Source organism: Blautia sp. AM47-4 (genome assembly GCF_003479865.1).
GTDB classification, from domain to species: Bacteria; Bacillota; Clostridia; order Lachnospirales; family Lachnospiraceae; genus Fusicatenibacter; species Fusicatenibacter saccharivorans.
On the sequence record NZ_QUHY01000001.1, the window covers coordinates 36,300 to 50,128 of the forward strand.

A 13,829-nucleotide genomic window follows, 5' to 3' on the forward strand; every position below is an offset into this window, starting at 1 on the left:
TCTGGTTAGTTTGCTACGCCCATCTGAATTTTTCCTGTGCTCTTATTTTTCAGCACACGCAGATAGCAGATCCGCATATCTCCCTTCAGGACGAGACGGATCTCAGATGCGCCGTCCGTCTGCGGTCTGTCTGCGAGGGAAATTTCAATATCCTCATAAACCGGCTCGCGGTACCGGTTGCGCTCTTTTATTTCTTTCTCCGCATAGCGGTCCAGTTTCGGAGCACTGCGGAACTCGCAGGTTCTTGTGTCACCGGTAAAGCTTCCCATTGAAACACTGTCCACAAAGGCTTCCACACTGCCGCCGCGTTCACTCTTCACATGAAGTGCCAGAACAGCAGCATCGGAAAGATCACAGTCACGGTAAACGAGAACACCTTCTTTCGTCTCATCCTGCACGCGGACTGCCTTGAAATTGAAGTGGCCTTCCGTCAGATACATGTTCTCGTAATCATCGTAGTGGTCTGCCGCGGTAAATGCACTCAGATCGCGTACTCCCCTTTTTCCGCCCGGAATAAAGATTTCTGTGGAAACGGCTTTATCCTTGCAGGACGCGCCTGCATAGATTTCATACGTTCCCTCTTCTACCATCAGTCTGCGGTTGATGACATCGTAGAAGCGAAGCTCCTCTACCGGGATTTCCAGTGCAACGTGTCGCGTCTCGCCCGGGGCAATGTTTTTCACACGAACAAAATCAAGCAGCTGGCAGATTGGTTTCTTCACGCAGGATTCCAGAGCGGAACCGTAGATCTGGACGACCTCGTCGCTTGCGGTATCGCCCGTATTTCTCACATCGAGAGAGATCTGCAGCAGACGGTCGTCTTTTAAGGAAACCTTATAGTTCTCATACGCAAATGTGGTATACGTCAGGCCATAGCCGAATGGATACAATACCTTCCCGTCGAAATAGCGGTACGTTCTTTTTCCTTTGATGATGTCGTAATTGTCAATGTCCGGCAGCTGATCGATACTCTCATACCAGGTCATATTCAGACGACCGGCCGGTGCATAGGTTCCAAGCACAGCTTCTGCCATTGCGCTTCCCATATCCTGGCTTCCCGTTGCAGACATGATGATCGCCGGCAGTTTTTCCATCGCTTTCTGAAGTGTGTACGGATAATTCGTAAACAGCACCAGAACGGTATTCGGATTGGCCGCTGCGATCCGGTCAAGCAGCATCTCCTGCTCATCTGGCAGCTCCAGTGTGTTGCGGTCGATCTCCTCTTTTGCATTGATCACGGAGTTACAGCCGAGCGCAAGTAAACCTGCTTTTTGCCCCGGACTGCAGCAACTGCTTTTTCAATTCCGTTTTCGACAACCTCCATCGTAATCGGAATTCCCTCCGTCTGCTCGAAGGAGAAAAATCCCTCCACATCTCTATAAACCGGGTAATGGAAACGGTTGGTCAGCACAACGCTGCCATCCTCCTGCGGCTCCACGTGGAAAATCTCCATCACAAACCAGTCGAAGGCTTCCTCGCGGTCTGCCGCGATCTGTCCCATTTTCGGCTTTTCTCCCTGCGACTCTGAGAGTCTTGCGCCGAGGTATTTTCCGGTACGGACACTCTTGAACGTATAGCTTCCCTCACCCCAGTATTCCTTGATAAACACATCCGGCTCATCTGCCATCTGAAGTGTTCCGTCTTCTGCTACGGCAAGACCTTTTCCATCACAGCGGAAAACAACGCGATCCAGACCATCCGCGAATGTAATGTTCTCCTGCTTCAGTACTTCCATCCCCTGCAGGAAGGTTGTGCGGTATGGTGCCGTTCCGCCGTACCAGTCCTGATACCATGCATCACCAAGCGGTCCGACAATGGCAATATCTTCTGCTTTCAGAGCTTTGTCAAGCGGCAGCGCCCCGTTCTCATTTTTCAGAAGTACGATCGATTCACGGCTCAGCTCTTTGCAGATTTCACGTGCCTTCGGGGAATCGATATCGTCCTCGGTCACGCGGTCATACGGATTCAGGTTTTCCCGATCATAAACGCCGAGACGAAGCTTCGTCTCCATCATACAGCGAATAGAGCGGTCCATATCCTTTTCTTTCAGAATGCCAAGCTCATATGCCTCGCGTGCCGCCTGCTCTACCATACGCGGATCGTCAGACATGGCATCCACACCGGCTTTCAGCGCCGTTGCGATCGTCTCCGCATGCTGTCCGAAATAGTGATGCAGATTCACGACAAGTCCCATCGCACCGCCGTCGCTGACAACGTGACGGAGACCGTACTGTTTTTTCAGAATATCGGTCACTTCCGGATTCAGGATACCGATCGTTCCGTTGATCTTGTTATATGCCGTCATAATGCCCTCTGCGCCGCCATCCTCAATACATCTGCGGAATGGCTCCAGATACAGCTCATATTTGTTCCGCGGGTCAATGGAAGAATTTTTCCATCCGCGGCCGACCTCCGTATTGTTTCCATAGAAATGCTTTAAGGTCGCTGCACAGCGCAGATACTTCGGATCATCGCCCTGCATTCCCCGGATATAAGCACCGGCCATTTTTCCGGTCAGCACAGGATCCTCTCCGTAACCTTCTTCGTTTCTTCCCCATCTCGGATCGCGCTCAAGATCAACGGTCGGAGCCCATCTGCTGAGTCCATGGCCCTCATGGCGGTGCCATACGACACGCGCCTCCGTTCCCGTCACTTCACCGGCCTGCCTGATCAGCTCCGGGTCCCAGGATGCACTCATACCGATCGGCTGCGGGAAGGATGTTGTCACATCCGGTTTTCCAAGACCGTTCTGATCGTTTCTGCCCTCAACGCCGTGTGCCGCCTCACCGCCCACAGAGACTCCCGGGATGCCAAGGCGCGGCAGATCCGGGGAAGAGCTGGCGAGGTATCCCAGTTTTTCTTCGACCGTCATTTCTTTTAACAGCCAGTCGATTCTTTCCTGATCCGTCAGTGATGCATCCCAGAACGGTGTGTTTTTGTTTACCTGAAACTCCTTCTTTTCTGTCATTTTTCAAAAACCTCCCTATGATTTTGTCTCATGAAATTGTTTGCAGATTTTCCATATACTGTTATCTTTTTACAATGTTTCACATTTCCCATTACTGTCGCTGTATTTAAAAACATGGCCTGACATTTAATAATATCAGACCATGTTTTTGTGCCGCCTTCCGTTCAACGGCAAAACCTTATGTTTTTGCTTTACTTACTCTACATCAACAAGTTTGGTAGCAAGGAACTCTGTCATAGCTTCTTCTGCATCTGCCAGACCATTGTCTGTCAGCTCCTGTACCATGCTCTCCCAGTTTCCATCAAACTCATCTTCGGTACCAGTTACGCATTTAACAAGTCCCGGCCAAGCAATTTCGTCCAGAATTGTCTGTTTCTCAGCAAGTTCCTGTGGCTGCTGATATGCCCACAGTGCAGAGTATGGAAGAAGATCGAACTCTTCCGGCTGTGCAAACATATCGGTCAGCATCTCAAATCCCATCGCTTCGCATCCTTCTTTTTCTGCTGTATTGTAGTTTGCAATAACAGACTCTTTGGTAGTTGGAGTGTATGGGAATCCGTCTTCAGAGTAGGAACCTGTTCCGTAGATCGGGAATCCAGTGTAGTTGTCAATACCGGTATTCTTTGCATAATCCGGATCAGACTGAGCTTTTGCAACTTCTTCATCGGTACGATATGGCTGTCCGTTATCATCGAGGAAGTAGTTCTCGCCTTCAATACCCCAGTGATACAGGATCTGCCTTCATCGGAGCACAGATAGTCAAGGAATTTGATGGCACGAACCGGATCTTCACAGCTCTTGGTAATTCCAATACCCCAGCCAACGGTAGTTCCCTGATACAGAAGGGCTTTTTCTACCTGATCTTCTCTTAAGGTTACAGGAAGTCCAACATAAGTCTGATCTACTTTTCCATCTGCTACCAGAGTAGCTTCGCACTGGCTGTAATGCCATTCAGCATCGGTGATAGCAACAACACGGCCGCTGGCAACTTTTGCAATATAGTCATCATCTGTCTGCGTTGCAAAGTTCGGATCCAGGATACCTTCGTTGTACATACGGCACAGCCATTTGAAGTATTCTTTCTCTTCATCTGTTACATGTTTGTAATGTACGTTGTACTCGTCGTCAATGATCCACTGTCCATTATCCGGGGATGCATCAGCGATCAGTCCTGCCGGGTTTCCAAGGGTAATCATCCAGTGCCAGTCAGAAGCACTCATGGTGATACCGATCATATCCAGACCATCTTCTGTTTTTGGATGTGCTGCAAGATAGCTCTTGATCATTTTTTCATACTCATCCAGTGTCTTCGGATATTTATAATCGTTTTCTTTTAATGCAGCCCACTGAATCTGGCAGCTTCCGCCTGTTGTCAGGGTTTTCTGGTTTACACCTGCGTAGGAAAGCTGATAGATTCCAGGATCATCCTGGCTCCATTTCAGTTTTTCCAGCTCTGCTCCGTACATTTTTTTGATGTTTGGACCATATTTTTCAATCAGGTCTGTCATATCAATCAGCGCGCCTGCCTGATACAAATCCGTTGCTGAGCCTTTTGCATAAATCATGTCCGGATACTCATCATTTGCGATCATCAGCGCAACATCTTCTTTTGCATCACCCTGGGATGCTACCGGATAGGAAACATCAAGTGTAACGCCTGTTGCCTCTGTGATTGCTTTTGCTACCGGGTTATCCCAGTTGCCGTTTTTACCATCAGCGTTAAAATACTCAAAGGTAATCGGAGATTTGTCATCTGCATCATCTGCTGTCTCGCCTGAAGAACTTGCCTCTGCCGCTGATCCAGTCTCTGTGCTGGAACCTCCCTTGCTGCTGCCACTGTCGGAACCGCATCCTGCGAGCATTCCGGCCACCATAGCAGATACTAACATGAGTGATACTACTTTTCTTTTCATAAAAGCCCTCCTTAAAATGGTTTATGTCATCCTGCACTCTTTCTTTCACCTGGCAGGAATAAACATCATCTTTTTCTAAAAATTTTTTAATACTGTTTTTTATCAGTCTTTAACAGAACCAAGTGTCATACCGCCGATAAAGTATTTCTGAAGGAACGGATATACAATAACGATCGGCACAGTTGCTACAATCGTTACGGCCATACGTACGGACATTGGTGTTACGGCCGTCTGTACATTGGTTCCTGCATGAACGTCCATTTTCATGGTCGCCTGGTTCATAATCTCATACAGTTTGTACTGCAGAGTCGGGAGTTTTTTCGCATACAGGTAAGTATCCATGAAGGAGTTCCACTGTCCTACTGCATAGTACAGACCTACGGTTGCGATAACCGGTTTACAAAGCGGCATAACGACTTTATACCAGATCTGAAAATCGTTTGCTCCGTCGAGCTTTGCTGCCTCCTGCAGGGCCATCGGCAGTCCGTCGATATAAGAGCGGACCAGAATCATATTATAAACCCACATCAGACCAGGCAGAATGTATACCATGAAGTTATTGCCCAGCTTTAAGGTACGGATAATCAGAAGGTATTCCGGAATCATTCCGCCACTGACATACATGGTAACAACGAACAGAAGCTGGAATGGTTTGCGGAGTACGAAGTCTCTGCGGCTTAATGTGTAAGCAACCATCGAGGTACATACAATACCTACGATTGTTCCGATGATGGTTCTTGTTACAGAAATCACAGCCGGCATTGCAATGCCGCCGTCTTTAAATACATATTTATAGTTGCTTAATGTAACTTTCTCGGAATGATGAAGTTTACATTCTTAATGGTATCCGTAGAATCGTTAAACGAAATCGCCAGTACGTTCAGGAACGGATAAATGGTGATGATGACGAGGAATACGAAGATTACCGCCAGTACGTAGTCAAATTTTTTTGCTTTCTTGTTCATATTCGCGTCCTCCTACATAAGTTTATCTTCGCCTACCAGACCGGCAATCTTATTGGCGATCAGCAGCAGGGTAACGCTGACTGCAGACTGGAATACACCGATTGCGGTACCAAGACCGTAGTTGCTGTTTCCGATACCTCTCTTATAAGAGAACCAGGAAAGTACCATCGTGTGATCCTCAACCAGCGGGTTACTAAGAAGCATCTGACGCTCCATACCTACGTTCAGGGCGCCACCGATACTCATAATCAGCAGTACGATGATGGTCGGTCGGATACCCGGCAGAGTGATGTGCCAGATCTTCTGCAGACGGCTTGCACCGTCCATATCAGCGGCCTCGTAAAGACCAGGATCAATACCTGCCATGGCGGACAGATAAATAATTGCGTTCCAGCCAACCTCTTTCCAGCAGTTAATCAGGATAATGGTTACCCAGATAAGCGGTGAGTTGGAACTCATCAGGTGCAGGTTCTTGCCGAAGATACTGTCAACAACACCGCCGTCGTTGAAAATATTCTTTGCAATACTTGCAATAATAACCCAGGATACAAAGTGCGGCAGATAAGAAATGGTCTGCGTTACTTTTTTGAACTTCATAAAGAACATCTCGTTCAGAAGAACCGCAAATGCGATTGCTGCGATCGTTCCAACCGCGATGTCAAGGAAGCTTACTCCCAATGTGTTGATTAATGTCTGTGTGAACAGACGGTCTTTGAATGCATCTGTAAAATTTTGAAATCCAACCCAGGTTCTCTCCCAGATCGGAAGTGCAAATGTCGCAGGTTTTACCTCCTGAAATGCCATGGTCCATCCCCACAGTGGAATGTACTTGAAGATAATCAGCCAGACTACAAATGGTACTGACATCACAAGCAGCCAACGCTGTTTCCACAAGATTGCAGGGGTAATTTTCTCTCCTTTTTTCTTTTTCATTTTTTCCTTCGCCATACTCCCCATCCTTTCCGTTGTTTTGTGCGTTTTTATTACGCATTTTCTTTGATTATTTGTGATGTTTACACTATATCAAATAAAATCCCCGTTTGATATTGTGTATTTTGTCCACTTATATTGACTTTTTTTATCTTTTTCCACATTTTCAGTTGCTATGGCAGGCATTTTTACTAATTTATATGCGTTTGTTTTTATTTTTTACACCAGCTTACAATTCTACCAATCAGTGTTTTTTTTTGTAAAAAAAGCAGGAAAACGTAATGGGGGATTACATTTTAAGAAAAATGTCAGTTTTTTATCCAAATAATCTCCGTTTTCTCTGCTATGATAAACACCATAGAACCAAGAGGGGAAAAACGAGATGAGCCAATACAACATATTAGTCGTAGACGACGACCGGGAAATCGTAAGATCTCTCGGCAAACTATTAGAACTGGAAGGCTACAGGGTAAAAAAAGCCTACAACGGCATGGAGGCACTCGACATCCTCATGACCGAACAGATCCATCTGATCCTGCTCGATGTCATGATGCCCAAAATGAACGGCCTTTCCGCTGATGAAAATAAGAGAAAAAAACAACATCCCGATTATCATGCTTTCCGCGAAAACCGAAGAGAGCGATAAAGTCATCGGACTTTCGATGGGCGCCGATGATTACGTGACAAAGCCGTATAATACCGCCGAACTCATGGCCCGTGTTAAATCCCAGCTCCGCCGTTACTTCTCCTTAGGCGCCGCAAACGGAACCACACAAAGCCAGGATATCCTGAAAAACGGCGGTCTGCTGCTGAACCGGAACACCAAAGAACTCCTGGTGGACGGTGAACCTGTTCGCCTGACCGCAACCGAGTACAAAATTATGGAGCTTCTGATGGAGCATCCCGGCTATGTATTCTCAGCCGAAGAAATCTACAGCCAGGTCTGGCAGGAGGATGCTTACAGCGTAGAAAATACCGTCATGGTTCATATCCGGCGCATTCGTGAGAAAATCGAAATTACGCCGAAAAATCCAAAATATTTAAAGGTGGTGTGGGGAATTGGATACAAAATTGAAAAAATTAACGGAGACTGAAAAACGCATCCTGCTGTGGATGCTTCTCGATCTTGCTATGGTACTGATTTTGTGCGGAAGGCTTCTGCGGAAATGGGCCAGTGAATTCGAATGGGGAATGTGGCGCAACATCGAATGGGGTATCGGCATTGGAGTGACGGTAGTCGGCGTTTTGGGCATAGCCGCAGCCTTGTATCTGGTATGGAAATTCCGAAAAAATACCGGGAACTCGAAAATGACTGCTTTTGCCGGCAGCGAACCGGAAAAAGCGGGAAAAACAGCAAAAAGCAGCGAAGGGGCAGCCGCAGATAAGTCCGAGACAGATGAAATAGAAAAATCCCGGCAGATGCAGTTTGAGGCAAGAGCCGCTGCGGAAGCAGAGAAAGAGCAGCTGTTTCTGAAAAATCCGAAAAGGTGCCAAATGAGCTTCTGGTTCTTGTCGGAGGATTTGCTTTTTTCGGATGGCTTCAGCCGCTCCGGCACAGCTATGCCAGATACCGCATTGTTGCCGAATGGGGTACTGTAATAGAGTGTGTGCAGACAGGTCTTCTGTTTTTTGGAATCTGTGGCGTTTTCCTTCTCAGTGCCGGCATTCTTGTCTGTCGCTATGAAAAGAAACAACTGAGAGAAATGTCCTTTTTTTGCAGAGAAAGGAAGCGTTACAGAGATCGGACCAGCCTGGAACGGCAGCTTGCCGGTCAGAGTAAATGGCCGTTCCGTGTGGCACTGATTGCGGAACTTCTAATCGTGATTACCATGATCACCGGACTGATAAACGGAATGGATGGCGAGGTGCTGTTTGTCATTCTTCTCGGGCTGACCACGCTGATTTTAATTCTGTTTGCCTGGAAAACATACCGCAGTCGCCTGAACCGGGAGATGGGCCTTTTGATGGAACAGATCCATACGATGGCAGAAGGCAGCATGGAAAGCCGGATCCATGAAATATCCGAAAAATCCCTGCTGTATCCGGCGTTTGCAGAGCTGGAAAATATTGAGAGCGCTATGCAGAAGAGCGTAGAAAAACAGATGCAGGCGGAGCGTCTCAAAATTGACCTGATTACCAATGTATCGCACGATCTGAAAACACCGCTCACCTCGATGGTCGGCTATACGGATCTTCTGAAAAAAGAGGATCTGACACCGGCGGCACAGGATTACGTCGAAGTGATTTCTGTGAAACAGGAACAGCTAAAGGAGATGATCCAAAGCCTCTTCGAGCTCTCCAAATCGACAAGCGGAACCGAAAAATTCCAGATGGAAAAAATGGATATGAAACGGTTGATCGAGCAGACCCTCGCCGATATGGACGATGCGATTGCGCAGAGCAATCTGTCGTTCCGCACGGCGCTCGGAGATGAGCCACTGCCGTTCCTTGGGGATAATGGGAAAATGTACCGCGTGATACAAAACCTCGTGGAAAATATCCTGAAATACAGCCTGGGCGGAACGAGAGTTTACATTGACGCAGGGAAGGAAAAAGGGGAGATTTTCGTGACGATGAAAAACATTTCCGCCTATGAGATGAATTTTGAAGCGGAGGAAATGATGGAACGCTTTGTGCGCGGCGACGAATCACGGACGAGCGAGGGGCACGGCCTTGGCCTTGCGATTGCATCAAGCTACACGGCCAACATGGGCGGCCGCATGGAGCTTGCGGCAGACGGCGATCTGTTTAAAGTCATCCTGCGTTTCCCGGAGGCAGGCGAGGATTCTGCAGCGGGAGAAACAGCCACAAAAACCTGACTTGCATAAGAATGAGACAGAAGCGGGATTGCAGCAGGAAGGATCTGCAGAAGGATTCTGAGAGAGTATGTAATCCCCGGGAGGAAAAAAATGGAGACAATCAGTATTATCATACCATGCTACAACGAAGAGGAAGCAATTCCGGTTTACTACGAGACGATGGTACGTCAGATGGATGAGATGGAAGAACAGCAGAAGGTTCAGTTCGAGCTGATCTTTGTTGACGACGGCTCGAAGGATCACAGCCTGTTTGAGATGCGCCGGCTTGCGCAGAAGGATATGCGCTGCCGTTACCTCTCGTTTTCGAGAAATTTCGGAAAAGAGGCAGCCATGTACGCCGGACTGCAGGCGGCCAAAGGCGATTACGTAACGGTGATGGATGTCGACCTTCAGGATCCGCCGTCCCTTCTTCCGAAAATGTACGCGATGCTGCAGAGCGGCACCTGTGACTGTGTAGCGGCACGCCGCAGTTCACGGGAGGGCGAGGGAAAAATCAAATCCTTCTTATCAAATGCCTTCTACGGTGTGATCAACCGCCTTTCCAGAACAGAGATTGTAAGCGGTGCACGGGACTACCGTCTGATGAGCCGCAAAATGGTGGATGCCGTGCTGGAAATGAGTGAGTACAACCGCTTTTCCAAAGGGATTTTCGGATGGGTCGGTTTTCACACAGAATGGCTGGAATTTGAGCACGAGGACCGCTGCGCCGGAACATCAAAGTGGCCACTTCGAAAGCTCCTTGCGTACTCAATCGACGGCATCACAGGTTTTTCCGTAGCCCCGCTGTCACTTGCATCTGTCATGGGCGTGCTTTTTTTCCTGATTTCTATGATTCTGATCGTGTTCATCATCGGAAGAACGCTGCTGTTTGGCGATCCCGTTGCGGGCTGGCCGTCGATGGCATGCATCCTTTTTCTGGTGAGCGGTGTACAGCTTTTCTGCACGGGCATTGTAGGCATTTATCTTTCCAAGACATATCTTGAAACAAAGCACCGTCCGATCTATCTCTTAAAGGAGACGAGTGAAGAGACGGTCAAGATGCACAGTGTGCAGCCGGTGAAAAAGCAGGAGAGTGCTGCAAAGAGAAGAAAAGATACCCATACGGCAGAAAAGAAAAACGTGTATTTTCCAGAGTATGCCGACAAACGCCATGCGTCTGAAAGAGGAGAAATCCGGGCATGAAAAAGGAAATCTTAAAGGAAATAAGAGAGCCGGGAAAATCACGGAAAAAGAAAGGCCAGCCGAAAGGACGGCGGAACGGCTTCTTGGAAGGTCTTACCGGAAAGGATTTTACGGCGGCTGGTCTGTTTTTCTTTTCTTTGCTTTTGTGCCGGCTGTTCGTCCTGCAATACGGCGTATTCGGCTCCTCGATTGACTGGATCAGCCAGCACAGCACCCTTGCCGATTACTTCCGGAAGCGGTTTTACGCGACCGGAAACCTCTTCCCGGATTTCGCATGGAATCTGGGAGGAGGTCAGAATATTTACCATTTTGCCTACTACGGACTGCTGAGTCCGACCATGCTGTTATCCTACCTTTTCCCGTTCATCCCGATGGACCTGTGGGTGATGGGTTCCTCCGCGCTGCTGTATGCGGCGGATGCAGTGCTTTTTTATCAATGGATCAGCAAAAAGGGTCTGCATTACGGCAACTGTCTTTTTACATCACTTTTCTTTACGTGTTCTACCGCACTTCTATATCATTCCTATAATCAGCTTATGTTTGTCAATTATATGCCGTTTCTGCTGCTGGCTCTGCTGGGCGTGGACCGCCATTTTCAGAAGAGAAAGAGCGGTCTTCTGATTCTTTCCGTTCTTGGGATGATTCTGACCAGCTTTTATTTTTCTGTCGGCGGGCTGCTTGCGCTCACGGCGTATGCGGTGACGGAGTATTTGAAATGCGGTACAGAAAATGCTGCGTATGAAGCGGAACAGGAGAATCGAAAAGTGTCGCGGAATCAAAAGGCCGGGGTAGAGAAAAAGCAGATGGCAGGTGAAAAATCTTCAGGAACAGTTGAAGCTTTGGCGGGTTTGCGGAGCTTTTTTGGCGCAGCAATCCGCTTTGCACTTCCGGTCCTCGCAGGAATCCTTCTTTCCGGTATTCTTCTGATCCCATCGGCTGCAGCCTTGTTCGGCGGCAGCGGCGGGGGCGGACGCGGCACTGCAGCGGGCGGCATCGCAGGACTTTTTACCGATCCGGCGATGTGGAAACCGCAGTTTCTGATCCTGCGTCTCTGCTACACGCCGTATGGTATTGGCCTCTCCGCATTTGCGGGGGTGGCGCTTTTGGGCAGGGTGATCGGAAAAAGTCGGTTGCGTGAGAAACTGTTGTCCTTCCTTTTGCTGGTATTTTTTTGTATTCCCCTGTTCGGCTATCTGCTGAACGGCGGCCTGTACAGCAAAGATAAAGTATTCATCCCGTTTCTTCCGGTCCTCTGTGCAGAAGTCGGGCTTTATGTGGAAAACCAGCTTATCCGGAAGCGGGAGTGTGGAAAAAATCAAAGCACCGGGAATTTCAAGGGGAAAGCCATGACAGAGTTGCGCGAATTACTTCCGTATCTCATAGTCCTGATTCTGATATGGAATGCAAAGCAAGAGACGTACTTTGAACAATACTGGCATCTCGGCATACTGGATGTGTTCTGTGTGACAACATGTTATCTGGCATGGCGGTGGTTTCCGGTAAAAAAACGGCTGCGGGGCAGAGAGCTTCCGTTTCTGCCGCTCGTCTTTAGTGCTGTGATTCTTGTATTCGCCGGAAAAGCAATCAATCAGGAAAAGAATGTGATGATCCCGCGTAAAACGTATGAAGCTCTGACAGACAGCAAAATTGCAGCGGCTATTCGCGAGATCCGTGCGGAAGATCCCGGCTGGTATCGCATGGAGCAATATGGAGACGGCGGACAAAACCTTGCGAACGTCAACCGGATCTGGGATATCGGGCAGAATGTTTCAACGATTTATTCCTCGGCATACAATGCAGAATATAAGAGATTCCGGGACGAGACGTATGGGATTAATGAAGCCTTCCGCAACCGCATGATGCAGACGGTTTCTGATGATCCGCTGTTCTGGCAGTTCATGGGCGTGAAATATGTTCTGGCAGAAACACGGCCGGAAGGGTATGAACTGTACCGGGATTACGGGGACTTTCAGGTTTATCGTGCCATATCCGCAGCGCCGGTTGCCTACGTGACAGACCAGGTGGTTTCCGAGACGGAATACAAATCGTTACCTTATCCACAGAACCAGGAAATACTGGAGACGGCAGCCGTGATCCCGGATCAGGAAATGCGGAAGACAACAGCGGCAATCCCGGATCAGGAAAAATCGGCGGAATCTGTGGATAATTTCAGAGCCGCTGCAGATTCAGATACAAAGAATGGTTCTGTAGGACCCCTGTTTCACAGTTGTTTTCAGAAAGTGAACCTTGAAATTCCAGAGACCGATCAGGAAGATCTGCGCATTCAGAAGACAGCGGACGGATATGAGATTGAGACGAAAAAATCCGTGACCGTCTCAGCAACGCTGCCGGGTGCCGCAGAGAGAGCGACGCTGCTCGCCGTTTCTTTCGAGGTGGAGAATCAGAAAGCGAGTCATGATATGTTCATCCGCATCAACGGCCAGACCAACCGCCTGACCGGCATCAACCATACGTATGCCAATGGGAATACACAGTTTAACTATCTTGTAACGATGAAAGAAGATGGAACTGCATTCATTCGGATGGGAAAAGGCCATTATATCCTGAAAAATTTTGAGACATGGACTGGTATGGCACAGCCGTTGGAAAAAACGGAGCAGTTGTACAGTCAGGCGGTTACCCTGATTGGCGGAACAACAGCAACATACGGCGGCGACGGCATCACAGGCGTGGTTTCCGCGGAAAGAGACGGATACCTCATCACCAGCATTCCATACGATGAAAATTTTGTGCTGAAAGTGGATGGGAAAGAAACAATGCTGTTCCGCGCAAACACGGCATTTCTCGGCGCAAAAATCCCATCAGGCGAGCACAAAATTGTTCTTGTGTACCATGCGCCCGGACGGGCGGCTGGCAGTTGGTGCAGCCTGATGGGAGGAATGCTGGCACTCATCCTTGTGATCTGTGAAAAAAAGAAACAGCAAAACGGCAGCGAACGGGCAGGAGAGAGCAAAATGTTGCAAAAACAGCGGAAATATTATATCATCAGAGTGTAAAAATAGTTGTAGTGACGCTTGGTGGAATGGAGCAT

Annotated in this window: 11 protein-coding genes and 1 pseudogene; 5 read left to right on the forward strand and 7 right to left on the reverse strand. The window is 48.4% G+C overall.

Going from position 1 to position 13,829, the window contains the following annotated elements:
• Positions 1 to 5 precede the first annotated feature (5 nt).
• From DW965_RS00180 to DW965_RS00205, 7 genes are all read right to left on the reverse strand, one after another.
• Entirely contained in the window at positions 6 to 1,238 is a 1,233-nt protein-coding gene (locus DW965_RS00180) for a glycoside hydrolase family 3 C-terminal domain-containing protein (protein WP_119197870.1), read from the reverse strand.
• The gene (locus tag DW965_RS00185; protein WP_119197871.1) at positions 1,235 to 2,968 is read right to left on the reverse strand and encodes a glycoside hydrolase family 3 N-terminal domain-containing protein; all 1,734 of its coding nucleotides are present in this window, start codon (positions 2,966 to 2,968) and stop codon (positions 1,235 to 1,237) included. Before DW965_RS00185 ends, DW965_RS00180 begins: the two co-directional genes overlap by 4 nt.
• Positions 2,969 to 3,163: 195 nt before the next feature.
• A complete protein-coding gene (locus tag DW965_RS00190; protein WP_119197872.1) occupies positions 3,164 to 3,448 on the reverse strand; it encodes a hypothetical protein in 285 nt (94 codons plus the stop codon).
• Complete coding sequence (locus tag DW965_RS00195) at positions 3,430 to 4,881, reverse strand: extracellular solute-binding protein (RefSeq protein WP_119197873.1); 1,452 nt, start codon at positions 4,879 to 4,881, stop codon at positions 3,430 to 3,432. Before DW965_RS00195 ends, DW965_RS00190 begins: the two co-directional genes overlap by 19 nt.
• Positions 4,882 to 4,983: 102 nt before the next feature.
• The gene (locus DW965_RS00200) at positions 4,984 to 5,643 is read right to left on the reverse strand and encodes a carbohydrate ABC transporter permease (RefSeq protein ID WP_243036224.1); all 660 of its coding nucleotides are present in this window, start codon (positions 5,641 to 5,643) and stop codon (positions 4,984 to 4,986) included.
• A 38-nt stretch (positions 5,644 to 5,681) separates the two neighbouring features.
• Positions 5,682 to 5,846, reverse strand: coding sequence for a hypothetical protein (locus DW965_RS19480; RefSeq protein ID WP_243036226.1), 165 nt, complete (start codon positions 5,844 to 5,846; stop codon positions 5,682 to 5,684).
• 12 nt (positions 5,847 to 5,858) lie between these two features.
• Positions 5,859 to 6,794 carry an ABC transporter permease gene (locus DW965_RS00205; protein ID WP_118595914.1) on the reverse strand — a complete coding sequence of 312 codons (936 nt, stop codon included), beginning with the start codon at positions 6,792 to 6,794 and terminating at the stop codon, positions 5,859 to 5,861.
• Between the two features lie 364 nt (positions 6,795 to 7,158).
• Here DW965_RS00205 and DW965_RS21875 point away from each other — a divergent pair.
• The 5 genes and pseudogenes from DW965_RS21875 to DW965_RS00230 all read left to right on the forward strand — a co-directional run bounded on the left by DW965_RS21875 (position 7,159) and on the right by DW965_RS00230 (position 13,794).
• Positions 7,159 to 7,870 (forward strand): annotated as a pseudogene (locus tag DW965_RS21875) (response regulator transcription factor).
• Entirely contained in the window at positions 7,836 to 8,375 is a 540-nt protein-coding gene (locus tag DW965_RS00215) for a hypothetical protein (RefSeq protein ID WP_119197874.1), read from the forward strand. The pseudogene DW965_RS21875 and the gene DW965_RS00215 overlap by 35 nt, the downstream one beginning before the upstream one ends.
• A gap of 104 nt (positions 8,376 to 8,479) precedes the next feature.
• The gene (locus tag DW965_RS00220; RefSeq protein WP_147398758.1) at positions 8,480 to 9,595 is read left to right on the forward strand and encodes a sensor histidine kinase; all 1,116 of its coding nucleotides are present in this window, start codon (positions 8,480 to 8,482) and stop codon (positions 9,593 to 9,595) included.
• A gap of 90 nt (positions 9,596 to 9,685) precedes the next feature.
• Positions 9,686 to 10,777: a glycosyltransferase family 2 protein gene (locus DW965_RS00225; protein ID WP_118595911.1), complete on the forward strand. Its 1,092-nt coding sequence runs from the start codon at positions 9,686 to 9,688 to the stop codon at positions 10,775 to 10,777.
• Positions 10,774 to 13,794: a YfhO family protein gene (locus tag DW965_RS00230; RefSeq protein WP_119197876.1), complete on the forward strand. Its 3,021-nt coding sequence runs from the start codon at positions 10,774 to 10,776 to the stop codon at positions 13,792 to 13,794. The genes DW965_RS00225 and DW965_RS00230 overlap by 4 nt, the downstream gene beginning before the upstream one ends.
• The last annotated feature ends 35 nt before the right edge of the window (positions 13,795 to 13,829 follow it).

Coding starts and splice junctions, on each gene's coding strand:
- DW965_RS00205 (WP_118595914.1), bottom strand. CDS start 6,794: ATGGCGAAGGAAAAAATGAAAAAGAAAAAAGGAGAGAAAATTACCCCT.
- DW965_RS00185 (WP_119197871.1), bottom strand. CDS start 2,968: ATGACAGAAAAGAAGGAGTTTCAGGTAAACAAAAACACACCGTTCTGG.
- DW965_RS00225 (WP_118595911.1), top strand. CDS start 9,686: ATGGAGACAATCAGTATTATCATACCATGCTACAACGAAGAGGAAGCA.
- DW965_RS00220 (WP_147398758.1), top strand. CDS start 8,480: ATGTCCTTTTTTTGCAGAGAAAGGAAGCGTTACAGAGATCGGACCAGC.
- DW965_RS19480 (WP_243036226.1), bottom strand. CDS start 5,846: ATGAACAAGAAAGCAAAAAAATTTGACTACGTACTGGCGGTAATCTTC.
- DW965_RS00195 (WP_119197873.1), bottom strand. CDS start 4,881: ATGAAAAGAAAAGTAGTATCACTCATGTTAGTATCTGCTATGGTGGCC.
- DW965_RS00190 (WP_119197872.1), bottom strand. CDS start 3,448: ATGGGATTTGAGATGCTGACCGATATGTTTGCACAGCCGGAAGAGTTC.
- DW965_RS00230 (WP_119197876.1), top strand. CDS start 10,774: ATGAAAAAGGAAATCTTAAAGGAAATAAGAGAGCCGGGAAAATCACGG.
- DW965_RS00200 (WP_243036224.1), bottom strand. CDS start 5,643: ATGCCGGCTGTGATTTCTGTAACAAGAACCATCATCGGAACAATCGTA.